At 66.1% G+C, this 23658-nt stretch carries 21 protein-coding genes and 1 tRNA gene; 11 read left to right on the forward strand and 11 right to left on the reverse strand.

All coding sequences use genetic code 11. The annotated features are described in order from the left end of the window. Positions 1-30 precede the first annotated feature (30 nt). From cysN to X268_RS33135, 3 genes are read right to left on the reverse strand one after another with little or no spacing between them, the layout of a single operon-like run. Positions 31-1926 carry a sulfate adenylyltransferase subunit CysN gene (gene cysN / locus X268_RS33125; RefSeq protein ID WP_128928840.1) on the reverse strand — a complete coding sequence of 632 codons (1896 nt, stop codon included), beginning with the start codon at positions 1924-1926 and terminating at the stop codon, positions 31-33. Then, positions 1926-2897, reverse strand: coding sequence for a sulfate adenylyltransferase subunit CysD (gene cysD / locus X268_RS33130; RefSeq protein WP_430648243.1), 972 nt, complete (start codon positions 2895-2897; stop codon positions 1926-1928). The genes cysN and cysD overlap by 1 nt, the downstream gene beginning before the upstream one ends. Next, positions 2894-3565, reverse strand: coding sequence for a hypothetical protein (locus tag X268_RS33135; protein WP_347341905.1), 672 nt, complete (start codon positions 3563-3565; stop codon positions 2894-2896). Before X268_RS33135 ends, cysD begins: the two co-directional genes overlap by 4 nt. A gap of 62 nt (positions 3566-3627) precedes the next feature. On the opposite strand from X268_RS33135, the gene X268_RS33140 reads away from it, so the two are divergent. Both X268_RS33140 and X268_RS33145 read left to right on the forward strand, forming a co-directional pair. Further along, a complete protein-coding gene (locus X268_RS33140; protein ID WP_128928841.1) occupies positions 3628-4527 on the forward strand; it encodes a methyltransferase domain-containing protein in 900 nt (299 codons plus the stop codon). Positions 4528-4695: 168 nt separating this feature from the next. Then, positions 4696-5286, forward strand: coding sequence for a thermonuclease family protein (locus X268_RS33145; RefSeq protein ID WP_128928842.1), 591 nt, complete (start codon positions 4696-4698; stop codon positions 5284-5286). 55 nt (positions 5287-5341) lie between these two features. Here the strand turns inward: X268_RS33145 and X268_RS33150 are convergent, their stop codons facing one another. After that, complete coding sequence (locus X268_RS33150; protein ID WP_128928843.1) at positions 5342-5857, reverse strand: L,D-transpeptidase; 516 nt, start codon at positions 5855-5857, stop codon at positions 5342-5344. A 411-nt stretch (positions 5858-6268) separates the two neighbouring features. Beyond that, positions 6269-8215, reverse strand: coding sequence for an acetate--CoA ligase (acs, locus tag X268_RS33155; RefSeq protein WP_128928844.1), 1947 nt, complete (start codon positions 8213-8215; stop codon positions 6269-6271). 400 nt (positions 8216-8615) lie between these two features. Here acs and X268_RS33160 point away from each other — a divergent pair, with 400 nt between their 5' ends. Beyond that, positions 8616-9785, forward strand: a complete 1170-nt coding sequence (locus tag X268_RS33160) for a DNA topoisomerase IB (protein ID WP_128928845.1) — start codon at positions 8616-8618, stop codon at positions 9783-9785. Positions 9786-9906: 121 nt separating this feature from the next. Here X268_RS33160 and X268_RS33165 read toward each other — a convergent pair whose 3' ends face one another. After that, positions 9907-10362 carry an SRPBCC family protein gene (locus X268_RS33165; RefSeq protein WP_128928846.1) on the reverse strand — a complete coding sequence of 152 codons (456 nt, stop codon included), beginning with the start codon at positions 10360-10362 and terminating at the stop codon, positions 9907-9909. 101 nt (positions 10363-10463) lie between these two features. Here X268_RS33165 and X268_RS33170 point away from each other — a divergent pair, with 101 nt between their 5' ends. Continuing rightward, entirely contained in the window at positions 10464-11543 is a 1080-nt protein-coding gene (locus tag X268_RS33170) for an adenylate/guanylate cyclase domain-containing protein (protein ID WP_164938211.1), read from the forward strand. 4 nt (positions 11544-11547) lie between these two features. On the opposite strand, the gene X268_RS33175 is transcribed toward X268_RS33170, so the two are convergent. The 3 genes from X268_RS33175 to tsaD are packed head-to-tail and all read right to left on the reverse strand — an operon-like array spanning position 11548 to position 14013. Further along, the gene (locus X268_RS33175) at positions 11548-11961 is read right to left on the reverse strand and encodes an EVE domain-containing protein (protein WP_128928848.1); all 414 of its coding nucleotides are present in this window, start codon (positions 11959-11961) and stop codon (positions 11548-11550) included. A gap of 2 nt (positions 11962-11963) precedes the next feature. Next, complete coding sequence (locus X268_RS33180) at positions 11964-12944, reverse strand: NAD(P)H-dependent glycerol-3-phosphate dehydrogenase (RefSeq protein ID WP_128928849.1); 981 nt, start codon at positions 12942-12944, stop codon at positions 11964-11966. 1 nt (position 12945) lies between these two features. Next, positions 12946-14013 (reverse strand): tRNA (adenosine(37)-N6)-threonylcarbamoyltransferase complex transferase subunit TsaD, encoded by a 1068-nt coding sequence (gene tsaD, locus X268_RS33185; protein ID WP_208764481.1) that lies wholly within the window; start codon positions 14011-14013, stop codon positions 12946-12948. Positions 14014-14169: 156 nt separating this feature from the next. Here tsaD and X268_RS33190 point away from each other — a divergent pair, with 156 nt between their 5' ends. The 4 genes from X268_RS33190 to X268_RS33205 all read left to right on the forward strand — a co-directional run bounded on the left by X268_RS33190 (position 14170) and on the right by X268_RS33205 (position 18205). Further along, entirely contained in the window at positions 14170-14916 is a 747-nt protein-coding gene (locus X268_RS33190; protein ID WP_128928850.1) for a uroporphyrinogen-III synthase, read from the forward strand. A gap of 65 nt (positions 14917-14981) precedes the next feature. Then, on the forward strand, positions 14982-16190 hold the full coding sequence (locus X268_RS33195) for a COG4223 family protein (RefSeq protein ID WP_128928851.1): 1209 nt from the start codon (positions 14982-14984) through the stop codon (positions 16188-16190). A gap of 36 nt (positions 16191-16226) precedes the next feature. Next, on the forward strand, positions 16227-18029 hold the full coding sequence (locus X268_RS33200) for a heme biosynthesis protein HemY (RefSeq protein WP_128928852.1): 1803 nt from the start codon (positions 16227-16229) through the stop codon (positions 18027-18029). A gap of 100 nt (positions 18030-18129) precedes the next feature. Continuing rightward, a tRNA-Thr gene (locus X268_RS33205) sits at positions 18130-18205 on the forward strand. 136 nt (positions 18206-18341) lie between these two features. Here X268_RS33205 and X268_RS33210 read toward each other — a convergent pair. Then, the gene (locus tag X268_RS33210) at positions 18342-19397 is read right to left on the reverse strand and encodes a polysaccharide deacetylase family protein (RefSeq protein WP_128928853.1); all 1056 of its coding nucleotides are present in this window, start codon (positions 19395-19397) and stop codon (positions 18342-18344) included. 253 nt (positions 19398-19650) lie between these two features. Here X268_RS33210 and X268_RS33215 point away from each other — a divergent pair, with 253 nt between their 5' ends. Next, positions 19651-19947: a hypothetical protein gene (locus X268_RS33215; RefSeq protein WP_128928854.1), complete on the forward strand. Its 297-nt coding sequence runs from the start codon at positions 19651-19653 to the stop codon at positions 19945-19947. A 167-nt stretch (positions 19948-20114) separates the two neighbouring features. After that, positions 20115-20327, forward strand: coding sequence for a cysteine rich repeat-containing protein (locus X268_RS33220; RefSeq protein ID WP_128928855.1), 213 nt, complete (start codon positions 20115-20117; stop codon positions 20325-20327). 113 nt (positions 20328-20440) lie between these two features. Here the strand turns inward: X268_RS33220 and X268_RS33225 are convergent, their stop codons facing one another. After that, positions 20441-22129: an MFS transporter gene (locus X268_RS33225; RefSeq protein WP_128928856.1), complete on the reverse strand. Its 1689-nt coding sequence runs from the start codon at positions 22127-22129 to the stop codon at positions 20441-20443. A 147-nt stretch (positions 22130-22276) separates the two neighbouring features. On the opposite strand from X268_RS33225, the gene X268_RS33230 reads away from it, so the two are divergent. Further along, a complete protein-coding gene (locus X268_RS33230) occupies positions 22277-23650 on the forward strand; it encodes a hydrolase (RefSeq protein ID WP_128928857.1) in 1374 nt (457 codons plus the stop codon). The last annotated feature ends 8 nt before the right edge of the window (positions 23651-23658 follow it).

The raw sequence follows: 23658 nt of genomic DNA on the forward strand, positions 1-23658 counted from the left end.
GGGTCCGCCGCGCGATACAGATAGTGCGCGCTACAGATAGTGATTGTCGCGGAGGTAACCGATGATGCGCTCGCAAGCCGTCTCGGTCGACAGTTCTGACGTGTCGATGATGATCTCCGGCGATTGCGGCGGCTCATAGGCCTGATCGATGCCGGTGAATGCCGGCAGTTCGCCGGCCCGTGCCTTGCGATAAAGTCCCTTGGGATCGCGACGCTCGCATTCGGCGAGCGGGGTGGCGACATGGATCTCGATGAACTCGCCCGCCTCGACCCGCTGGCGTGCCAGCTCCCGCTCGCTGCGGAACGGCGAGATCAGCGCGACCAGCGCGATCATGCCGGCGTCGACGAATAACGCGGCGATCTCCGCGGCGCGCCGGACGTTCTCCGCCCGATCCGCGGTGGAGAAGCCGAGGTCGCGGTTGATGCCGTGGCGAAGATTGTCGCCGTCGAGCAGCGCGGCGTGGCGGCCGAGCTCGGCAAGCCTGCGGTCGACGAGATCGGCGATCGTCGATTTGCCGGCACCGCTCAGCCCGGTGAACCAGAGCACGCAGGGCCGTTGCTGCTTCAGCCGCGCCCGCACCGATTTGTCGACGGCGCGCTGCTGCCAATGAATGTTGGTGGCGCGTCGGAGCGAAAGATCGATCATTCCCGCTGCGGCCGTGCGGTGGCTGATCGGATCGACGAGAATGAAGCTGCCCATGTCGCGGTTGTCGCGATAGGCCTCGAACACCAATGGGCGGTCGAGGCTGAGATGGACATAGCCGATCTGATTGGCGTCGAGCATCTCGGCGCTTTCCTGTGCCATGGTGTCGATGGCGATACGGTGACTGAGTGTCGTGATCACCGCGCCGGTCGAGGCCGCGCCGCATTTGAGCAGATAACGGCGGCCTGCGACCATGGCCTCGTCATCGAACCAGACGAGATGTGCCGCCAGTTGATCGGTAACCTGCGCCGCAGCTCCCGCCGTCAGCACGTCGCCGCGGCTGACGTCGATCTCATCGGACAATGTGAGGGTGACCGATTCGCCCGCCGCGGCGCGATCGCGCTCGCCGCCGGGCGTGAGAATGCGCGCGACGCGACTCTGGCGGCCCGAGGGCTGCACGGCGATGGTCTCGCCGGCCGCAATCGTTCCGCTCGCGATGCGCCCGCAGAAGCCGCGAAACTCCGCTTTCGGCCGGTTGACCCATTGCACCGGCAGCCGGAATGGCCGCTGCGAGACATCGCCGGAAACGTCGACCGATTCCAGATAGGCCGTAACGGTCGGCCCGCTGTACCAGGGCATCCGCGCGCTCGCCGCGACGATGTTGTCGCCGTCGGGCGCCACGACGGGAATGCATTGGACCTGCGAGATCCCGAGCTGACCGGCCATGGTCAGATATTCGGCAGTGATGGCCGCAAAGCGATTCCCGTCGAAGCCGATCAGGTCCATCTTGTTCACGGCGAGCACGGCGTGACGGATGCCCAGCAGCGACAGGATGTGACTGTGACGCCGCGTCTGCGTGATCACGCCCTTGCGGGCGTCGACCAGCACCACGGCGAGCTCGGCGTTGGAGGCGCCGGTCGCCATGTTGCGCGTATATTGCGCGTGCCCCGGCGTGTCGGCGACGATGAAGCGGCGGAGCCTGGTGGCAAAGAAGCGGTAGGCGACGTCAATGGTGATGCCCTGCTCGCGTTCGGCCTGCAAGCCGTCGACAAGCAGCGCGAAGTCGAGATCGCCGCCGGTGGTGCCGACCGTCCGGCTCTCGGATGCCAGCGCGTCGAGCTGGTCGTCGAGCAGCGTCTTGGAATCATAGAGCAGGCGACCGACCAGCGTGCTCTTGCCATCGTCGACGCTGCCGCAAGTGACGAAACGCAGCGTCGGACGGTCGTCCTGATCCAGCCGCCGCGCGTCGGAGGCGGCGATCGTGGGGGCCTCGTGATAGGACATCAGAAGTAGCCTTCCGCTTTCTTGCGCTCCATCGATGCCGGACTGTCCCGGTCGATCATGCGTCCCTGCCGCTCGGAGGTGCGCGAGGCCGTCATCTCCCGCACGATCTCGGGCAGGGTTGCTGCCGTCGAGAGCGTGGCGCCGCTGAGCGGATAGCAGCCCAGGGTCCGAAATCTGACCGAGCGCCATTGCGGCTCTTCGCCTGCAAGCAGCGGCATCCGCTCGTCGTCCACCATGATCAACGCGCCGTCGCGCTCGACCACCGGGCGCGAAGCCGCCAGATAGAGCGGAACGATCGGGATGTCCTCGAGCAGGATGTAGTCCCAGACGTCGAGCTCGGTCCAGTTCGAGAGCGGAAACACCCGCATGCTCTCGCCGGTTGCGAGCATCGTGTTGTATAGGCTCCACAGCTCGGGCCGCTGGTTCTTCGGATCCCAGCGATGCGCCGCGCTTCGGTGCGAGAACACGCGCTCCTTGGCACGCGATTTTTCCTCGTCGCGCCGCGCTCCCCCGATCGCGGCGTCGAAGCCGTGAAGATCGAGCCCCTGCCGCAACGCCTGCGTCTTCATGACGTCGGTGTAGCGCGCCGAGCCGTGGGTGAAAGGGTCGATGCCCTGGCTCAATCCGTCCTTGTTGGTGTGGACGATCAGGTCGATGCCGAGCTCGCGCGCGCGGCGGTCGCGAAACGCGATCATCTCGCGGAACTTCCAGGTCGTGTCGACGTGTAGCAGCGGGAACGGCAGCTTGCCGGGATGAAAGGCCTTCATCGCCAGATGCAGCAGCACCGACGAGTCCTTTCCGATCGAATACAGCATGACCGGCTTTCGGAACTCGGCCGCGGGTTCCCGCAGGATATGGATGCTTTCCGCCTCCAGGCGCCGAAGGTGGCTGAGGGTGATACGCCGCTGCTTGCCATCGGCCATGCCGGGGACGGCCGGCGCGGCGATTGTGGGCACTTCCAACATGGTCATGCGGTCGCAGCGAACCAATCGCCAAACAACTTCGCCGACGTCGCCCGAGTGAGGCCGAGATCGCCAACACAGCCTGCAACCGAAGCGCGATAGACGTCATTGACGCCGCAACACTCAAGAACGTCCAGCACCGTCTGGCTCAGCGAGGACGTCGCGCGGCGTTGGTAGCGGTAGGCCGTATCGGAGGTATGCAGATTGGGGACGTCGTAAACAATCGCCTCACTGGGCCATATAACTCGTGCGTTATCCGCTTGGTCCGGTCCCTTCTCCCGCCAGCACGTCACCGCCTTTTCGGCAAAGCTGTTCGAAAGACCGAGCCGATCGAAGAGGACGCGCACCGATGATACTGGCTCCTTGCTCACTTCATACACGTAACGGGTGACCGGAACGCCGTGTCGCCTGGCATAATTCTCCACCCGCACGGCGTTGAGCGCGGCGGCAACGTAATTGTGGATCAGCGCTTTTTCAGAAGCGCGGTCCGACCATTTTTCCATCCACGACGCCAGTGAACTTGCCGGCTCGCGATCGAGCATGATGCAATGGAGCCGGTGTCGCGGATAGCCCGCATCAATCAATATCTGTAGCGGATTGAACAGACTTTCCGCGAGCACATAGGGCCCCATCGTCTCCTTGCTGAAGATCGACAGCCACGAAACCTGCCCATTCAATTCACAACCCAGTGTTCTCCAGTATTACTCATGTCAGACTGCTCGCACGAGTCGATCGCACCATGGCCGTTGCACGCGCCATCGAACGGCTCATCCGACCCGGAATGCGCGTGCTCGACGCCGGCTGCGGTACCGGGCTCATGTCGTTCCTCGCTGCGAAGGCGGGCGCTTCTGAGGTCGCTGCGATCGATCGCGAGAACGTGGAGCTCGCGCGCGCCCTCGCGGAGGAGAATGGACTTTCAAACAAGATCCGCTTCGTCGAAGGCGATCTCACAACTCAGTCGCGCGACACGCTCAATGGTGGCTTCGATGCCATTATCGCCTTCGTCTATACGAATCATCTCGTTGTCGACGAGGCTCGCTCAACGCTTGTTTACGCCTTGCGCGAGCAATTCGGCAGGCCGAATTGCATCATCATACCGGACCGGGTTCGCTATTCCGGTGTTGCTTGTGAATGGCCCGGTGTCGACGCCGGTACCGAACTAGATGATCTGCGCCGCACTATTTCCGATATGGAAAGCCGATATCAGCTTAGCTTGACGACGCTGTTCGAGACGGCACGCATGGAGTTACAGCACACGATGGCGCGGCCGCGCATCAGCGCTGACTACGAATGGTCTCCATCGTGGGGAAGTGGAGGTTATCGTTATCTGCGCGGCGCATTCCGCAAACTGAGCAGAGAAAGCCAGGTTGCCGACATCAACTACGGTGCTGAGACGCAAACGGCACCTTATCCAAGCGAGTTGAGCCTGGACCTTGTCGCGCCGGGCTTATGCAATGCCATCCCTTGGACACAAGAACTGTGGTCCGACAGCCATCTGCTGTGGACGGCAGAGCATATGAGCACTCTAGCCACGGCCGTCACCCTCGAAGCTAGCGATCGGCTCGTGGTAAAGCTCGATTCAGCTTGGCGCAAAACCAATTCGATCGGAGATGCAGCGCGCGTAGAGCGGGTGAGTTAATCGACAACGGGAGCGTTGTGACTGCCTTATCCGACGCGCTTGGAATAGAGTTCTCTGCATAGCCGGAATTCACGACCGGCCACGATCCGAACGAGGCGCGCGGTGGCAGCAGGCCGCGCGTCCGACCGTGCCTTGCCGCCATCCCCGACTCAGCGCTAGCGTCGGTTGATGCGTTTCCAGGATCGCCCCAATGCTTATCGGCCGCGGTTCGGCGGCTCGCCGTTCGGCCGTCGCTTTGCCGGACTGGTGCCGTGGATGTTCGTGACCGGGCTTGTCGTGTCGATCGTGCTCACATTCCGACACGGCACCAACTGGCCGGTTCCGCATCCGGGAGACGAGCGCGCGCAGGACGCCGAGATCATCCTCCAGCACTCAGGCAATCCCGGCGAACGCCTGCCGATCGATGTTATCCGCACCATCGATGGTGACACTTTTCTGGCGCGCGTACATCAACGCGACGGACGCGATCTCGTCGCGCGGATTCGTCTGCGCGGCATCGACGCACCCGAGCTGAAGGCGTCGTGCCAGGAGGAGCTCGACAAGGCGGAAGCCGCGGCTCGCGCGTTGCGCGATCTGCTCGGTCAGGGCGGCGTCACCATCACCAATCTCGGTCCCGACAAATACGGCCGCGTTCTCGCCGACGTCGCGACCCGGCGAACCGCGAACGTTTCGGCAGCGCTGCTCGCCGGCGGTTTTGCGCGAAGCTATAATGGTGGCCATCGCGACGGCTGGTGCGCACGCGGCTGGCGCTTCTGGTAACAAAAAAGCCGCGCTCAAAGACGCGGCCGTTTGTTGTCTTGCCTGGTCGCGGCGATCAGCGCGTCACGACCACCGTGGTGCCGACGGAGACGCGGCCGTAGAGATCGGTGATGTCGTCGTTGAGCATGCGGATGCAGCCGTAGGAAACAAAGCCGCCGATCGAGCCCGGCACGTTGGTGCCGTGGATGGCGTATTCGCCGCCGGCCAGCGTCATCGCCGCAACGCCCATCGGATTGCGCGGCGAGCCGCCCGGAATGACGTCCGGAATGCTCGGCTTGTCGCGTTTCACCTCGGCGGGCGGCGACCAGGCCGGGGTGCGGTACTTGCCGTCGATGCGCGTGGTGCCGGCCCATTGCTTGCCGGACTTGCCGACGCCGACCGGATAACGCACGGCCTGGCCGTTGCCGATGATGAGATAGAGCCGTCGTTCGCTGGTCTTGACCACGATGGTGCCCGGTGAATAGTCGGCCAGATGCGTCCCCACCATTTCCGGCCGCGCCTCGGCCGCCGTCGACATCAAGATCCCCGCCCCGATGGTTGCGGCCAGCGCCACAGCAATCCTCATCGCCATCAATCTTCCCCTTGCCCCGAACGGGTCGTCCAAAATCTACGCAGAACCGGCAATTGCCCGCTCGTCCCGACAATCCTAACCGCGCCCGTTAACCGGATGGTTTCCACGCGCGGGCGCCAGGGGCCAGCCAGCAGGGGCAACAAAGGAAATGTTCGAAATAAAGTAAATGACCCGAAAACAACACTCACCGGGGAAAGATGCGACCGCGCCACCGCGTGCGCTGACAAGAGTGTGAGGGTGTGAATGGCTGTTGTTGAGAGGGAGCGCGACACGCGCCTCGTGTCCCGGACAAGGGCAGCGAAACGGAGCGCCGATCCGGACCCAGTTCTTTCTTTCCGTCGATCGCAGGTCCCCGGCTCGGCAGCGCATCACTCGCGTGCTGCGCTGCGTCCGGGGCATGAGATCAGAGCGTTACGCCTGCTTGCGGTTCTGCCGGTTCCTGACGAGATCGTCGACCACGGCGGGATCGGCCAGTGTCGAGGGGTCGCCCAGGCTGCCCGGCTCGTCCTCGGCAATCTTGCGCAGAATGCGGCGCATGATCTTGCCGGAGCGGGTCTTGGGCAGGCCCGGTGCGAACTGGATCTGGTCGGGCGAGGCGATCGGGCCGATCTCCTTGCGCACCCAGGCGACGAGCTCCTTGCGCAGGTCCTCGGTCGGCTGCACGCCGGCCATCAGCGTGACATAGGCGTAGATGCCCTGGCCCTTGATGTCGTGCGGGAAGCCGACCACTGCGGCCTCCGACACCTTGTCATGCGCGACCAGCGCGCTCTCGACTTCCGCGGTGCCCATGCGGTGGCCGGACACGTTGATGACGTCGTCGACGCGACCGGTGATCCAGTAATAGCCGTCGGCATCGCGCCGGCAGCCGTCGCCGGTGAAATACTTGCCCTTGTAGGTCGAGAAATAGGTTTGCTCGAAGCGGGCGTGATCGCCGTAGACCGTGCGCATCTGGCCCGGCCACGAGCGGGTCAGGCACAGATTGCCGGTGGTCTCACCTTCCAGCACCTTGCCGTCGGCGTCGACGATCTCGGGAACCACGCCGAAGAACGGCTGGGTGGCTGAGCCGGGCTTCAGCTTGGTCGCGCCCGGCAGCGGCGTGATCAGGATGCCGCCGGTCTCGGTCTGCCACCAGGTGTCGACGATCGGGCAGCGGTCGTCGCCGACGACACGGTGATACCACTCCCATGCTTCCGGGTTGATGGGCTCGCCGACCGAGCCGAGCAGGCGGAGCGAGGCGCGCGAGGTCTTCTTCACCGGCTCCTCGCCGCCCCGCATCAGCGCACGGATCGCGGTCGGTGCGGTGTAGAAGATGTTGACCTTGTGCTTGTCGATGACGCTCCAGAACCTGGAATTATCGGGGTAATTCGGCACGCCCTCGAACATCAGGGTGGTCGCACCGTTCGCCAGCGGCCCGTAGAGGATGTAGCTGTGACCGGTGACCCAGCCGACGTCCGCGGTGCACCAGTAGATGTCGCCGTCGTGATAGTCGAAGACGTATTGATGCGTCATCGAGGCGAACACGAGATAGCCGCCCGTGGTGTGCAGCACGCCCTTGGGCTGGCCGGTCGAACCTGAGGTGTAGAGGATGAACAGCGGGTCCTCGGCGTGCATGTGCTCGACCGGGCATTCCGTCGTCACCATCGCCGCCGCCTCGTGGTACCAGAGGTCGCGCGTCGGGTTCATGTCGATCTTGCCGCCAGTGCGCTTGACCACGACGACCCAGTCGACGCCGTCGGCCTTGGCGAGCGCCGCGTCGACATTGGCCTTCAACGGCACTTTCTTGCCGCCACGCAGGCCTTCGTCCGCGGTGATGATGACCTTCGATTGGCAGTCATTGATGCGCTGGGCGAGGCTGTCGGGCGAGAAGCCCGCGAACACCACGGAGTGGATCGCGCCGATGCGTGCGCAGGCGAGCATCGCATAAGCCGCTTCCGGAATCATCGGCAGGGAGATGGTGACGCGATCGCCCTTCTTCACGTTACGGGTGCGCAGGATGTTGGCCATCTTGCAGACCTCGTCGTGCAGCTCCTGATAGGTGATGTGCTTGGACTGCGAGGGATCGTCGCCTTCCCAGATGATCGCGGTCTGGTTGGCGCGCTTGGCGAGATGCCGGTCGATGCAGTTGTAGGCGACGTTGAGCACACCGTCCTCGAACCATTTGATCGAGATGTTGCCCGGCGCGAACGAGACGTTCTCGATTTTTGTCGGCGCGTGCATCCAGTCGATGCGCTTGGCCTGCTCCGCCCAGAAACCGTTCGGGTCCGAGATCGAGCGAGCGTACATCTCCTTGTACTTGGCCTGGTCGACCCAGGCGCGCTTCGCCCATTCCGCGGGGACGTCGTAGATCTTCTCGGACATGCTTTCCCTCCACATACGGCAGGCCCCACGCTAGCGATTGGCGAGCCGACTTGATCATTGACTGATTATGCGTCGGGCTAACCGGGCCCGACAAGGAGCACAAGCTGGACCTTCGGCGGGCTGCCGGCCATGCGGAGGATCAAGCCACGCGAGTCGGCTGTCGCAAATCTGAAACAGGCGGAGCGGGACGCTTTCGGCTCTTTACCCAAATCACCGGAACAGGCCCGAGCAGGGCGCCCATGCGTCGTGGGAGGTATTTAGGAACCGCCTTTCACCGATTCGGGACTCGCAATGCGGTTCGGAACACCCTAAATGGCCAACCCGGGTCCAAAGAGACCCCTCGGAACAAAAATCAGAACAGCGGCATTGATCGATACCAACAGGGCTAAGGCGTAAGGTTATGATGGATCAGCGGAATTTCGGGACGATGCGGCCCGCTTCAGCCGATCCTGCCGCCATTGCACTGGCCAAAGCCCTCGGACAATGGCCGAAACCGGCCCCTTTCCGGCGTCCGAGCCCGAAAAAGGTCTTCGACACGGCGCCGGCGGCGACGGTCGAGGCGCTCGCCAAGGAGCTCGGCCTGCGGCTCGGCGATCAGAACGAGCTGACCATTCGGCGCATCAAGCGCGGCAAGGGCTATTCCTTCGTCCGTCCCAACGGCGCGCATATCCGCGACGCCCGCACCATCCGCCGGCTGCACGCCATGGCGGTGCCGCCGGCCTATCGCGAAGTGCGCTACTCGGCCGATCCGAACTCGCATCTCCAGGCCGTGGGCCGCGATGCCGCGGGCCGGCTGCAATATCGCTATCACGCCGATTGGGAGAAGGTCCGCGAGCACCGCAAGGCGCATCGCCTGGAGAAGCTCGTCGGCGCGCTGCCAAAAATCCGGCGCAAGGTCTCGGCGTTTCTGTCGGGCGACGAGCCGACGCGTGAATTCGCGCTCTCGGCCGTCATCGAGCTGATTGCCCGCACCGCGATCCGTCCCGGCAACGAATCCTATGCCCGCCTCAACGGCACCCGCGGCGCGACCACTTTGCTGAAGGCCAATGTCACGCTCGAAGAGGACAGCTTCGTGCTGACCTTCAAGGCGAAGGGCGGCAAGGCCGTGCGCAAGGAGTGCGACGCGGCCAAGCTGGTGCGTGCCATCGGTATTTTGCAGGGCGTGCCCGGCAAGCGCATGTTCCAGTACCGCGATGCCTACGGCATCGTGCGCGCGGTCAACACCACGCAGGTGAACGCGTTCTTGCGCGAGATCGCCGGCATCAAGATCTCGCTGAAGGATTTTCGTACGCTGATGGCCTCTGCCGTGGTCGTGGAATCCTTGTCGCGGATCACGCCGGCAACCAGCCAGCGCGGCCGCAAGAAGCAGGTATTGGACGCGATCCGCGCCGCCGCCGACAAGCTCTCCAACACGCCGGCGATCTGCCGCAAGAGCTACGTCCACGACACCATCGTTACTGCCTTCGAGGAAGGCATCCTCGAGCGCTTCGCAGCTACCATGAAGGGCCAGCGCTCGCAGGCGCGGCGCGAGCAGCTGCTGGCGCAGGTGGTGGCCACCGCGGCGGTGTAACGACACGTCGCGCTGCCGTGGGGTGGGCAAAGGGCACGAAGCGCCGCGCCCACCAATTCTGTTAAGGCGCCGAGATAGATGGTGGGTACGCGCAAGTGCGCCTTTGTCCCCCCCACGAGAGCTACGTCTTCGCGGACACACCCCTGTCGGGACCGGGATCGCTGCCAGCGGCTGCGCTCGTGAGCCGTTCCAGATAGTGCGCCCATCCCTTGGCATGTGCCGCCACCTGTTCCGCATTGGGCAGGCCGCTATGGGTCATGCGCAGCAGCGTGCCGCCGTCGCGCTCGATCAGATCGATCTCGATCAGGCTCGAGCCGGGCGGCACTTCCTGACCGCCCTCCCAGCCGAACGTGTAGGCCAGGCGATGCACCGGCACGACCTCGCGGAAGGCGCCACGGGCGGCGGCGGCGCGCGGGCCGACACCCTTCAGCAGATAGAGCCCGCCCGGGTGCAGTTCCGTGGTCGCTTCGGACCCCATCCAGCTCAGAATTTTCTCGGGATCGGTGAGATAGGCGAAGACGGTGGCGCGCGGGGCCGCGATCTGGGTCTCGCGTCGCACTATGAACGGTTCGGTCATCGGCGATCATCCCTGGTCTGACGATGGGACATGGCGGCGGCCCTGCGCTCCGTCAAGGATTGCCCGTGACAAAGACGGCCCTGCTTCGTCATCATCGGGCCATGCAGCTGTCCCCGACCCTCGCCTGGCTCGTCGATGCCGCCTCGGATTGTCCCGGAGCGGACCGCCTGCTTGCGGAACTCGGCGCTCATCTCGTCGCCGATGGCGTCCCGCTCGCAGCGGGCGCCCTGACGCTGGAGGTGCCGCATCCGTTGATCGCGAAGCGGACCTGGCTGTGGCGTGCCGACAATGGCCAGGTGATCGAAGCGCTCGGCTTTGCCCCGGGCGGGCTGGCGCCGGATCCGCCGAACGATGCCGGTCGCCGCTGGTTGCGCGACATCGCGCGCGGCGAGGTGCACGAAGACATCGTGGGGCGGCAAGATGGGCCGCTGCTCGGCTGGATCGGGCCGCATCCGTTCACCGCGGACGACATCGAGCAATTGCGCCAGGCGGCGCGTTTTGCCGCAACGCCGCTTGCCGCGCTCGCCGCGCGCGCCACGTTACGGGCAACGCTCGACGCCTATCTCGGCAAGCGCAGTGCGGAGCGGGTGCTGGCGGCGCCGTTGCGGCGCGATCTCGGCGAGACCATTCAGGCCGCGCTGCTCTATGCGGATTTGCGCAATTTCACGCTTCTGTCGGACACCTCACCGCCTGGCGAGGTCATTGCCGCGCTCGACGCCTGGTTCGATCGCATCGCCGGGGCCGTCCACGCCTTCGGCGGCGAAGTGCTGAAATTCATCGGCGACGGCGTGCTCGCGATCTTTCCAGTGCTCGAGGCCTCGCCGCGCCGCGCCTGCGAGGCCGCTCTGCGTGCTGCAGGCGCAGCCGAGGCCGGGATGGCCTATCTCAACGCGGAGCGCGCTGCCAAGGGCCTGCCGCCGCTCGCGTTCGGCGCCGCGCTGCATCTCGGCGAGATGCTTTGGGGCAATATCGGCGCGGCCAATCGGCTGGACTTCACCGCGATCGGCCCCGCCGTCACCCTCGCCAGCCGGCTCGAGGGATTGTGCAAGCCGCTCGGCAGGACGGTGCTGGTCTCTGGCGCGCTTGCCGCCGAGACGGAGATGCCACTGGTCGCGCTCGGATCGCATCCGCTGCGCGGGATTGCTGCGCCGTGTGAGGTGTTTGCTTTGCCGGAAACGTAAGAAACTACATCCCGCCCATCTTGCAGACGAGCTTCCACTCCTCCTCCGTCACCGGCTGCACCGAGAGGCGCGAATATTTCACCAGCGCCATGTCGACAAGTTTCTTCTCGGCCTTGATCGAGGCCATCGTCACCGGCGTCTTCAAGGGCTTGTCGGCCTTGATGTCGACGCAGACGAACTTGCCCGTCTTGTCGGTCGGATCGGGATAGGCTTCCTTGATGATCTCGGCGATGCCGACGATCTCCTTGCCCTCGTTGGAATGATAATAGAACGCCTTGTCGCCCTTCTTCATGGCGACGAGGTTCTGGCGCGCGGTGTAGTTACGCACGCCGGTCCAGGCCTCGCCCTTGGCGCCCTTCGCCACCTGCTGGTCCCAGGACCACACCGATGGTTCGGATTTCCCCAGCCAGTACGCCATGCTCATTCCTCTGCCTTGAAGGGCCGCGTCAACAGCCCCGAGATCGCGCCGTCGATCGTGCTGCGGCCGCTCAGGATCGACGCGACCGCTTCTGATACCGGCATCTCGATGTTTTGCGAAGCTGCGAGTTCGATCAATACCGGCGCGGTGAATTCGCCTTCGGCAAGCTTGCCGGCGGACGGCTGCTCGCCGCGCCCGAGGGCGAGGCCGAGCGCAAAGTTGCGCGATTGCGGGCTCGAGCAGGTCAGAATGAGATCGCCAAGACCGGACAGGCCGGTGAGCGTCTCGCTGCGCGCGCCGAGCGCGCGGCCGAGGCGCGTCAGCTCGGCAAAGCCCCGGGTCGTCAGCGCGGCCTGCGCCGAGGCACCGAGGTTGCGCCCGACCGCAATGCCGACCGCGATCGCCAGTACGTTCTTGGCGGCGCCGCCGATCTCGACGCCGCGGACATCCGTCGTGTGATAGGGCCGGAACGTCGCCGAGCCCAGCGCCCGAACCAGGCCGCTGGCCAGCGCTTCGTCCTTCGCCGCCAGCGTCACCGCCGTCGGCAGGCCGCGCGCGACGTCATCGGCGAAGCTCGGTCCCGACAGGATCGCCGGCTGCGCGCCCGGTGCGGCTTCCGCAATCACGTCGGTCATGAATTTGTGGGTGCCGTGCTCGATGCCCTTGGCGCAGGCAATGATCGGCGCGGGCCCTGCCAGATGCGAGGCGAGCATGTTGACCGCGCCGCGCAGATGCTGCGCCGGCGTCGCGATCAGCAGCATCTCCGCGCGCGACGCCTCGGCGAGATCGCTCGTGACAACGATCTCGGAGGCGATCCGCATACCAGCCAGCCGCGGGTTGTCGCGGGTCGATGCGATCCGCGCGGCGTGCTCGGCATTGCGCGCCCACAGCGTCACGGCGCGTCCTGCCCGTGCTGCCACGGTCGCCAGCGCCGTGCCCCAGGCACCCGCGCCGATCACCGCGACGGATTGGAATCCGGACATTCTAGTATCCCGCCCGCGTCTTGCCGTAGCCTGCCGGCGCCGACGCATTGGCGTCGAGCAGCCAGCGCGCGCGCGGCTGCGCATCCATCGTGTCGGTCATGCCGAGCGCAAGGCGCTCGGCACCGGCCCAGGCGATCATTGCGCCGTTGTCGGTGCAGAGCGCCGGCGGCGGCATGATCAATTGCGTACCGGCCTGCTGCGCGACCTCGTCGAGAGCGCCGCGGATCGCCTGATTGGCGGCGACGCCGCCGGCCGCGACCAGGGCGCGCGGCGCGCCGAATCTTTCGTGGAACAGCCTGAGACCGACGCTCAACCGGTCGGCCGTCGAATCGAGCACGGCGGCCTGGAAGCTCGCGCAGAGATCGCTGATGTCCTGCGGCGTGATCTCAGCCAGACGGCTCGCCTCGGTCCGCACCGCAGTCTTCAATCCCGACAGCGAGAAATTGGCATCGGGGCGCCCCTGCATCGGGCGCGGAAACGCAAAGCGCGTGGCATCGCCGCTTGCCGCCGCACGCTCGACCTGCGGTCCACCGGGGTAGGGCAGGCCCAGCATCTTCGCGACCTTGTCGAAGGCCTCGCCGATCGCGTCGTCAACGGTGGTGCCGAGCCGCGCATATTGTCCGACGCCGGTGACCGCGACGATCTGGGTATGGCCGCCGGAGGCGAGAAACAGGCAATAGGGAAATTCGATTCCATCGGTGAGGCGCGGCGTCAGCGCGTGCGCCTCCAGATGGTTCACCGCAACCAGCGGCGTGTCGTGCACCATCGCGATTGCCTTCGCGGTGGTGAGCCCGACGATGACGCCGCCGATCAGGCCCGGCCCCGCGGCGGCCGCGACGCCGCCGAGCTCACCGAAGCCGATGCCGGCCTCGCGCATGGCGCGATCGACGATGCCGTCGAGCAGGTCGACATGGGCGCGGGCGGCGATCTCCGGCACCACGCCGCCGAAGCGGGCGTGCTCCTCGATCTGCGACCGCACGATGTTGGACAGGATCTTGCCGCTGCCGTCGCACGCGCGCTCGATCACGGCCGCGGCGGTCTCGTCGCAGGTGGTTTCGATGCCCAGCACCAGCATTGGCGAATTGTTATCCAATTTGCGCCCTTGCGCTCATCCGTAAAGCAGAGTTCTGGTACGTCCGGTAGCATTCCGGGGCCAGATTGCGCAATCGTCACGCGCACCCCGTCCCGGTCTTGCGTCACGCCACGTGGTTCGGGAACACCAGCGATGTCCATTCTTGTCACACGGCCGCATCCCGACAATGAAGCGACGGCGGCAAGTCTGCGCGCGCGGGGGCATGCGGTGCTGCTTGCCCCGGCGCTCAAGTTCGAGCCGGTTGCCTTCCATGACACGGGTGCAGCTCCGTACGGTGCCATCCTCGTCACGTCGGCCAACGCGATCCGGGCCGCCGCACCGCAATTGCGCGACCTTGGTCTGCTGCAGCTGCCGTTGTTCGCGGTCGGCGAGCATACGGCCGCGGCGGCGCGTGACGCCGGCTTTGCCAAGGTGATCGTCGCCGGCGGCGATGCCGCGTCCCTGCGCGACACGGTGATGCAGAGCGCGCGCGACAAGGTGCTGAAGAAGAAAAGCACGCTGCTGTATCTCGCGGGCGCGGATCTGTCGCGTGACCTCGGCGGCGAGCTTGATGCGGAGGGCTTCTCCGTGGTCACGCAGACGACCTATCGCATGGCGCCGGTCACGCATCTGCCGCGCGAGGTTTGCGAGGGCTTCGCCGCCCACGGGGTCGAGGCGGTGCTGCACTACTCCCGACGCAGCGCCCGCGCGTTCCTGGATGCGGCGCGGGACGAAGGCGTGGAGATTTCGGCGCTGGCGATACCGCAATGCTGCCTGTCGGAAGCGGTTGCGAGCGCGCTGCGCGAGGCCGGCGCGTCACAGGTTCTGGTCGCCGCGACACCGGACGAAAATGCCTTGTTTGTCACCTTGGAGCGTGCTTTGCGGACCCGTTTGGCGTAAGAGGTCGGGCCGAATCCGACGCAATCTGGTCCACCCCTGGTATGGAAGTGTGAGGAACCGTCACGATGGCCGACGACAAGCCTGAAGACGCAGGATTGGCGCCCGACGCTGGTCGTGCCAAGCGCACGCCGCCCACCATCGATCTCGAAGCCACCGAAGTCTCGACCCAGCCGCAGGAGGCGACGGTCGAGCCCGAGGCCCAGCCGGAGTCGGAGCGCGCCGAGCCTGAGCAGGCAAAATCCGATCCGATGGACGCAGAGCCGGAGCGTGTCGAAGCGCAGGCTCCCGCGTCACCGATTTCGCCCTGGGTCGTGGCGCCGTTCTCCGGTGCCGTGGCGGCGGCGGTCGTGATTGCAGTGGGCTGGATGCTGGGCTGGCCTGCCGTGCAGGCGCCGCCGGCCGCGCCGCAAGTCACCAGCGCGACGGTCGACGCGCTGAGCGGCCGTGTTGCGGCGGTCGAAGCCAAAGCCGGCAAGCCCGTCGTCGATCCGGCCATGGCCGCGCGGATCGATGCGCTGGAAAAGTCCGTCGGCAGCTTGCGCAGCGACATCGCCAATCTGCGCGCGCAGTCCGACAAGACCGCGAGCGCCCTGAACGATACCAAATCAGCGCCGCGCGCTGCCGGGCCTGATCTGGCCGCTCTCAACGACCGCATCGCGCAGCTCGAGCGCGCCAGCAAGGCGGAGCGCGCCGAGCTCGTGCAGCAGGGCGAGAAGATCGCCGAAGCCAAGGCGGCAGATGACAGGCCGCTGCGTCACGTCGTTGCGGCCGCCCTGCTCGACGTCGCCGTTCGTCATGGCGACCCCTATCAGTCGCAGCTATCCGCAGCGCGTTCGTTCGCCGCCAAGCCCGATGCGCTGAAACCGCTCGATGCGTTTGCATCGTCGGGCATCCCGACGCCGGTCGCATTGAGCCGCGAGCTCCTCAACATCGTGCCGAAACTGTCGCCGCCGGCGGAAGCCCCGGCCGCCAATGCCGGCATCGTCGAGCGTCTTCAGGCTGGCGCGTCGAAACTCGTCCGCATCGAGCGGACCGATGGGGTCGGCAACGATCGCGGTGCCATCGTCGCGCGGGTGACGGCGGCGGCGCTCCGCAACGATTTCGTGGAGGCGCGGCGCGAGCTCAAGACGCTGGCGGAGGCTGATCGCGCGCCGGCGCAGGCCTGGCTCGACAAGGCCGATGCCCGCGACGCCGCGCTCGCCGCGTCCCGCAAATTCGCCGACGATGCGATGGCGGATCTCGCCAAATCTGATCCGGCCAAATCTGCTCAATAAGATTCGCGCAACAATCGGCGCGTAATAGGGATCGTCATGCTTCGCATCGTCCTCTTCCTCGTCCTGATTGCACTGGCGGCGGCCGGCGCGGCCTGGGTCGCCGACCAGCCTGGCGATCTCGTCCTGACCGCGGGCGGTTTCCGCATCTCGACGACGCTTCCCAGATTCGTGTTCCTGCTTGGCCTGTTTGCTGCGGCCGTGGTGCTGGTCTGGAGCATCGTGACGACGATCTGGCGCACGCCGGGGCGTCTGCGGCGCCGCCGCCAGGACAAGCGCCACGCCCGCGGCCGCCACGCCATCACCCACGGCCTGCTCGCGATCGGTCATGGCGACACCGCGCTTGCCCGCCGTCACGCCGAGGCGGCGAGGCGGCACGCACCGAATGATCCGCTCGCGCTGCTCCTGCATGCGCAGTCGGCTCAGCTCGAAGGCAATCGCGACGAGGCACAGCGCGTCTTCCGCGCCATGGCCGAACGCGAGGACACGCGCCTGCTCGGCCTGCGCGGCCTGTTCATCGAGGCACAGCGCGCCGACGATGCGGTCGGCGCCGTGATGATCGCCGAGGAAGCGATCAAGCTGTCGCCGTCCTCGACCTGGGCCTCGCATGCGGTGCTCGGCTTCCGCTGCGCGCGCGGCGACTGGGGCGGCGCGCTTGCGATCCTCGATTCGAATCTGTCCGCGGGCCTGATCGACAAGCAGGCCTATCGCCGCCAGCGCGGGGTGCTGCTCACGGCGCGCGCGCTGGAACTGCAGACCATGGACCGCGACGTCGCGCGCGAGAGCGTGATGGAAGCGGTCAAGCTGGCGCCGACCCTGGTGCCGGCCGCGGTGCTTGCTGCGAAATTCGAGAGCGAGGCGCATCAGGTGCGCCGCGCCATGAAGCTGGTCGAGGCCGCCTGGCTGGCCAACCCGCATCCCGACCTTGCGGAAGCCTATGCGCATGTGAAGCTCGGCGATTCCGCGCGGCAGCGCCTGCAGCGGGTCGAGACGCTCGCCGCCAAGACGCCGGCCGACAAGCCCGGCCATATCGAGGGCCAGCTCGCGATTGCGCGGGCCGCGATCGACGCTTCCGAGTTCGCCCGCGCGCGCGAGGTGCTTGCGCCCTATGTCGGCGATCCCACCCAGCGCGTCGCGCTGCTGATGGCCGAGATCGAGCGCGCCGAGCATGGCGATAGCGGCCGTGCCCGCGCCTGGACCTTGCGCGCGGTGCGCGCCCGTCACGATCCGGCCTGGACTGCGGACGGTTATGTCAGCGATCGCTGGCGCCCGGTCTCCCCGGTCACCGGCCGGCTCGATGCGTTCCAGTGGCAGACACCGGTCGCCAGCCTGCCCTCGGACAAGGGCACCACGATCGAATCCTCGGCCTTCGAGGAAGCCATGCTGGCGGCGCCGCCGCCGAAGCGTGTGACGGCGGCTCCGAGCGATGCCCCGGCGGAACCGCCGGTGACGGCCCCAGCCCCAATGCCGGCCGCCCAGGACAATTCGCCTCCTGAGGCCAAGGAATCTGCCCAGGAATCTGCCAAGGAAGCAGCCGCCAAAGACATCATCCAGGAAGTCCCCAGGGACGAGCCCGCGGTAACGCCCGTCGAACCGGCCTCCGAGCCCGCCGAATCATCGCCGCCGGCGGCCACGCCGGTGTTCCGGACCCGGGCCGACCTCGGTAAGCCCGCGTCTGCGCCGATTCCCGCGGTCATCCCGATCGTCCGGGCCCCCGACGATCCCGGGATCGATGACGAGGGTCCGAGCGATGAATTTACGGAACAAATCGGCACGCCCAGGGCCCATGCCAAGGCCCAGGCCGGCGGCTGGCGCGGATTCTGGTCCCGCTGGGGCGCGTGAACCGCATTTCGAACCCGGCTTGTCCTTGCCAATTCGGGCCATGCCCGATATCAGGAGCGCGCGTATCGGGGCCGGCATCGCTCAGGCTCCGGCAGGGTTCGCCGCAATAGCTCAGTCGGTAGAGCACGTCATTCGTAATGACGGGGTCGGGGGTTCGAATCCCTCTTGCGGCACCAGCGCTCACGTTGTTCCCATCGCCATCATCGAACGCTTTGCCTGCACTGCCCACGGCATCTATTGGTAAGCCACGCGCGCAAAGCAAATGGCCGGGCAGAAGCCCGGCCATGCGCATTCTTGAAGCTGTGATCGAGCTTACTGCGACACGGTCTGCACCACGCTCGAGATCGGACGCGTGGTGGTGCTCGCGGTCGGCACCTTCATGTCCTTCATCAGCGCCTCGTCATATTCCGGCAGCGTCTGCAGCGTCGTCTTGGCCTTCATCTGCACGATCTTGTAGCCGCCGGCCTTCAGCCGCGCGAGCAGCGTCGGCAGCGCGATGCCGGTATTCTTCTGGAAATCGTGCATCAGGATGATGCCCTTGCCGAGCTTGTCGAGCCGCGTCATCACCGTCTCGATGATCTTCTCCGGCGTGGCGCCCTTGCGGAAGTCGAAGGAGTCGACGTCGGTCGAGAACATCGCGACGTTGCGGGTGCCGAAATAGTTCACGATCGCCGGATTGTGCTGCAGCTGCGGGAAGCGGAAGAACGGCGCAGGGTTGGCACCGAGTGCGAATCTCACCGCGCTGATGCCCTTCTCGACCTCGTCCTTGGCCATCTGCTCGGTCATCTTCTTGCCGTTAAGATTGACGTGCGACCAGGTATGCGTGCCCACCGTATGGCCCTGGGCCAGCACTTGGCGCAGGATCTCCGGATGATAGGTCGCGTGCTTGCCGACCGAGAAGAACAGGCCCTTGGTGCATTCGTCCGCGAGCGCCTTCAGCACCGCGGGCGTGTTCACCGGCCACGGGCCGTCGTCGAAGGTCAGCACGACCTCCTTGTCGGTGAGGAAGTCGAACTGCTTGAAATGATCGAAGCCGAAGCCGGGGCCGCCGGTGGTGTCGATCTCGACCACGCGGGAGACGCCGAGCGCATTCGGATTGGCGCAGGCCTGTCTCGGCTGAACTGGCGCGGCCGGGGCGGGGGCGGGCGCCTGGGCAACGGCCGTCGGCTTCGCCGCGATTGCCGCGGTGGTCTCGACGTCATCCCTGGCGGCGAGCTTCGCCGGTGCCGGCAATGGATCGGCGGCACGGGCGGCAACTGTCTTGGGGGCGGCCTGGTCGGCGCGCGCGGAATAATAAAACCAACCGCCGGCGGCGATCACGACCGCCGCAACTACACTGGCCAGCATCAGGCCCAACGCATTACGCATCGCTACTCTTTCCAATTACGCAACCAAACCGGCGGAATTCCCCGCGCGAGGAGCCATTAATGCGAAGTAACAGTTAACGTGACACCAACACGACGGCGGTTGTGGAGGAATTTCAGGGCGGTGCGCCAACGTGACCGACCTCACAGAGGGGGCATCTCCCGTGACCGTCATCACAGTGGAAACGGATCTGCCGGAGCATCATAGCTCCCATCAACAACGGGCCCGCTCTGCGCGGTGCCAATGGGAGCCTCACATGACCAAGTCCTTCTCCGCCAGTATCCGCGACACCAGCCTGGCCCTCGGTTTTGCCGCCATCGTCTCGCTGGTCTCGACGACCTCGAGCTTCGCCTTCTCGGCCGAGGCGCAGCAGATGTGCACCGGCGATGCCTTCCGTCTGTGCTCGGCGGACATCCCCAACATCCCGAAGATCACGGCGTGCATGATCAAGCATCGCTCGGATCTGAGCGCCGGCTGCCGCGCGGTGATGGACAAGGACCTCGCCAAGGGCGGCGCCTCACGCAAGGTCGCCGACGCCCAGGACAGCCAGTAAGAGCGCGCACGATCATCGCGCCGGTCGGTCCCCCCTCGCGATGTGCGCCGGCGTCATGCCGAGGGCAACGCGGCGGCTCGCCTCCCGCTCGGCAATAAAGCCGTTGCAGCCTCGGGATCGTCGCACTAGCTTCGCCCGCACTCTTTTCCGGGTAGAGGCATTACGCGATGACCAGATTTCTTTTCATTCTTCCTTTGCTGCTGTGCGCATCAGTCGCGTCAGCGCAGCAGCCCGGCCACGATGCCTGCGCACGCGATGTCAGCCGCTTCTGCCGCGCGGTGATGAACAATGGCGACGGCGCGGTGCTCGCCTGCCTGAAGCAAAACCGCACCCGCCTCAGCAAAGCCTGCGACAAGGTGCTGACCGAGCACGGGCAGTGATTGTCATTCCGGGGCGCGCGAAGCGCGAACCCGGAATCCATCGAGCGGCAATCCGCTGAGAGAAATGGATTCCGGGCTCGCGCCTGATGGCGCGCCCCGGAATGACCAGAAACCTACGTGCTGCTTCCCGCCGCCGTCGCCACCACCGGCAGCACCTCGGCGCTCGCACGATCCGGCGTGTCGTCCTTCCAGCGCACCGATCCGAACGGGCGTTCCAGCATGCGGCGGATCCGCACCGGCTCGGCGCCGATGTGGAAATCGATCGCCTGCTGATGCAGCGCGCGTTCGGACTGGGTCGAGCGGTTGCGCTGGCGCAAGTAATCGAACCAGGTCGGGCAATGATAGCGCTCGGTCCATAGTTCCGGGTCGGCGATGTCGCGGGCGATCGACCAGCCATAGGCGCCGTTGCGCTGCCGCGAGAGCTGCACGTCCTGCATCACATTGTGGAAGGCGCGCGCGTTCTCCTGGGACACCCGGTATTCGATCTCGACCACAAGCGGGCCGCTGCGCCCCGTCAGGGACAGCTTCACCTCGGGATCGGCGAGCACATCGGCATCCTCGTTGCGGGCACCGACGCGCGGCATCGCGAGCCAGAGCCCGAGCAGCGGCGAGATCAGCATCAGGCCGGCCGCTGTCAGCAGCGCGATCTCGACGCCGGCAAAGTCGGTGAGATGGCCCCAGCCCCAGGCACCGATGGCGATGCCGCCGGAAATCGAGGCCTGGAACGCCGCGAGCGAGCGGCCCGCCACCCAGCGCGGCGCCGAGAGCTGTACGCCGATGTTGAACAGTGCGATCGCGGCCATCCAGACCGCGCCGGCCAGCACCAGCGCCGTTGCCGTCAGCACCGGCTCCGTGCTCAGCGCGAGCGCAGCCATCGCGAACGCCATCGAGATGGTGCAGGCGCGGATCGCGGCCTCGCCGCTCATGCGCTTGCGCAATTCATGGATATTCAGTGCGCCGACCACGGCGCCCATGCCGAAGGCGCCGAGCATGATGCCATAGGTCTGCGCGCCGCCATGCAGCAGGTCGCGCGCGACCAGCGGCATCAGCGCCATCACGGCGCCGCCGATCAGGCCCATCACCAGCGTGCGCAACAGCACGATCTTGATCGGCGGCGAATTGGTGATGTAGCGGAAGCCCGAGACCATGGCGCGATTGAGCTTTTCCCGCGGCAGCCGCGAGGGCTCGACCGAGCGGCGCCAGAGCAGCAGCACCACCAGCAGCGGCAGATAGAGAATCGCGTTGCAGGCGAAGGGGGCCACTGCGCCGAGTGCGGCGACGATGACGCCGCCGACTGCAGGGCCGAAGCTGCGCGCGATGTTGTAGCTGATGCCGTTCAACGCGACGGCCGACGGCAGCGCATCGGGCGGCACCTGCTCGCTGACCGAGGACTGCCAGGCCGGGCCGAACAGCGCGTTGCCGCTGCCGACAACGAAGCAGAAGGCCAGCAGCAATTCGGGCGTGATCAGGTTGAAGCCGGCCAGCACGGTGAGCGCGCTCGCGCCGATCAGCGCGATCGACAGCGAGATCAGCGTGACGATGCGGCGGTCATACATGTCGGCGATGGCGCCGGCCGGCATCGAGATCAGCATGATCGGCAGCATCAAGGCGGTTTGCACCAGCGCCACCTTGTCTGCCGAGGCCGCCATCTGCGTCATTGCCCAGGCTGCGCCCACGCCCTGGATCAAGAGGCCGAGATTGGAGAGCAGGCTGGCGAGCCAGATGCGCCGGAATACGGTGTACCGCAGCGGCGCGGTGATGCCGTCGGCGGCCATTTTCTGACGGGTTGGCTGCTCGGTCATATCCCCTTCCATATGGGCTGGCAGAGTGGTCTTCGAATGGTCTTTGGGCGATTCCGGCAAATTCAGTGATGCCCGTGAAAGTCCTTCGCTGTCCAGTGGTTAGGCCGCTATAAGCGGTGCAAAGAGGCGGTTTGCGGGGAGGAACAGATGAAGGTGTCGCGACGGACGATCCTGCAGGGGGCTGCGAGCGCGCCTTTCGCAATTGCGAGCTTGCGGACGGGCGCGCTTGCCCAGACCGCGCCCGCCGCTGCGCCGAACGCCGAGCTGCCGCCGATCCTGTTCGTGCACGGCAATGGGGATTACGACGCGCTCTGGATGACGACGCTGTGGCGGATGGAGTCCAACGGCTTTGCGCGGGACCGCATGATGGCGATCAATTTCACCGATCCGGTGGCACGCAGTGACGACAAGGTCGAGCAGGCGAACCGCTCATCGACTGAGGATCAACGCCGCGAGCTCACCGCTGCCATCGCCGAGCTCAAGCGCCGCACCGGAGCGGCCCGCGTGGCGCTGGTCGGCAGCTCGCGCGGCGGCTATGCGATCCGCAATGTCATCAAGAACGGCGGCGCCGGCGATGTCAGCCACGCCGTCTTGTGCGGCACCCCCAATCACGGCGTGTTTGCGACCGACGACCAGCCGAACAACGAATTCAACGGCCGCGGTACGTTCCTGCGCAGCCTGAACGAAGGCGAGAGCGAGGTGACGCCGGGAGTTGCCTTTCTCACACTGCGCAGCGACGGCATGGACAAATACGCCCAGGCCGACGGACGTTTCATCGGCAAGCCCGGCACGCCGACCGGTGTTACCCATGAAGGGCCGGAGCTGAAGGGCGCCACCAACCTCGTGCTCGGGGCGCTCGACCACCGCGAGGTGGCGTTCCACCCGCGCGCGTTCCGCGAAATCTACAAGTTCATCGCCGGCCGCGAGCCCACACGCATCGCGATCGTGCCGGAGACGAGTGTCCGGTTGAGCGGCCTGGTCACGGGGACGCCGGGCGGCGTGTCGACCAACCGCCCGGTGGCGGGTGCAACCGTCGATATCTTCCGCGTCGATCCTGACACCGGAGAGCGCAAGGGCGGCGCGGTGTACAGCGCGAACACCGGCGCCGATGGCCGCTGGGGCCCGGCGCAGGTCGATCCCGCCTGGTCGCTCGAATTCGTGCTGACGTCACCGGGCGCGCCGATTACGCACATCTACCGCTCGCCGTTCCCGCGCTCGTCCGACGTCGTCCATCTGCGCGCTGCACGGCCGCTCGGCCCAGCCGACAAGGACGCCGGCGCGGTCGTGATCATGTCGCGGCCGCGCGGCTACTTCGGCCTGCCGCGAGACGTGGTGTTGCTGGACGGCAAGGAGCCGGCCGACGTCAAGCCGGGCGTGCCGACGGATTCGGCAGCAACATTGCGGCTTGCAGCCGGCGAGGTTGGACGTAACATCGTGGCTCAATTCGGCGAAGAACGAATTGTGGCGCGCACTTGGCCCGCACTGGAGAACAGGATTGCGATTGCCGAACTGACTTACTAGCTATTGAC

It is taken from the genome of Bradyrhizobium guangxiense (assembly GCF_004114915.1).
Taxonomy (GTDB): Bacteria; Pseudomonadota; Alphaproteobacteria; order Rhizobiales; family Xanthobacteraceae; genus Bradyrhizobium; species Bradyrhizobium guangxiense.

What these genes read in the sequence shown, in the direction of transcription:
- cysN (WP_128928840.1), bottom strand. Translation starts at nt 1,926, where the DNA reads ATGTCCTATCACGAGGCCCCCACGATCGCCGCCTCCGACGCGCGGCGG.
- cysD (WP_430648243.1), bottom strand. Translation starts at nt 2,897, where the DNA reads ATGACCATGTTGGAAGTGCCCACAATCGCCGCGCCGGCCGTCCCCGGC.
- X268_RS33140 (WP_128928841.1), top strand. Translation starts at nt 3,628, where the DNA reads ATGGCCGTTGCACGCGCCATCGAACGGCTCATCCGACCCGGAATGCGC.
- X268_RS33145 (WP_128928842.1), top strand. Translation starts at nt 4,696, where the DNA reads ATGCGTTTCCAGGATCGCCCCAATGCTTATCGGCCGCGGTTCGGCGGC.
- X268_RS33150 (WP_128928843.1), bottom strand. Translation starts at nt 5,857, where the DNA reads ATGGCGATGAGGATTGCTGTGGCGCTGGCCGCAACCATCGGGGCGGGG.
- acs (WP_128928844.1), bottom strand. Translation starts at nt 8,215, where the DNA reads ATGTCCGAGAAGATCTACGACGTCCCCGCGGAATGGGCGAAGCGCGCC.
- X268_RS33160 (WP_128928845.1), top strand. Translation starts at nt 8,616, where the DNA reads ATGATGGATCAGCGGAATTTCGGGACGATGCGGCCCGCTTCAGCCGAT.
- X268_RS33165 (WP_128928846.1), bottom strand. Translation starts at nt 10,362, where the DNA reads ATGACCGAACCGTTCATAGTGCGACGCGAGACCCAGATCGCGGCCCCG.
- X268_RS33170 (WP_164938211.1), top strand. Translation starts at nt 10,464, where the DNA reads ATGCAGCTGTCCCCGACCCTCGCCTGGCTCGTCGATGCCGCCTCGGAT.
- X268_RS33175 (WP_128928848.1), bottom strand. Translation starts at nt 11,961, where the DNA reads ATGGCGTACTGGCTGGGGAAATCCGAACCATCGGTGTGGTCCTGGGAC.
- X268_RS33180 (WP_128928849.1), bottom strand. Translation starts at nt 12,944, where the DNA reads ATGTCCGGATTCCAATCCGTCGCGGTGATCGGCGCGGGTGCCTGGGGC.
- X268_RS33190 (WP_128928850.1), top strand. Translation starts at nt 14,170, where the DNA reads ATGTCCATTCTTGTCACACGGCCGCATCCCGACAATGAAGCGACGGCG.
- X268_RS33195 (WP_128928851.1), top strand. Translation starts at nt 14,982, where the DNA reads ATGGCCGACGACAAGCCTGAAGACGCAGGATTGGCGCCCGACGCTGGT.
- X268_RS33200 (WP_128928852.1), top strand. Translation starts at nt 16,227, where the DNA reads ATGCTTCGCATCGTCCTCTTCCTCGTCCTGATTGCACTGGCGGCGGCC.
- X268_RS33210 (WP_128928853.1), bottom strand. Translation starts at nt 19,397, where the DNA reads ATGCGTAATGCGTTGGGCCTGATGCTGGCCAGTGTAGTTGCGGCGGTC.
- X268_RS33215 (WP_128928854.1), top strand. Translation starts at nt 19,651, where the DNA reads ATGACCAAGTCCTTCTCCGCCAGTATCCGCGACACCAGCCTGGCCCTC.
- X268_RS33220 (WP_128928855.1), top strand. Translation starts at nt 20,115, where the DNA reads ATGACCAGATTTCTTTTCATTCTTCCTTTGCTGCTGTGCGCATCAGTC.
- X268_RS33225 (WP_128928856.1), bottom strand. Translation starts at nt 22,129, where the DNA reads ATGACCGAGCAGCCAACCCGTCAGAAAATGGCCGCCGACGGCATCACC.
- X268_RS33230 (WP_128928857.1), top strand. Translation starts at nt 22,277, where the DNA reads ATGAAGGTGTCGCGACGGACGATCCTGCAGGGGGCTGCGAGCGCGCCT.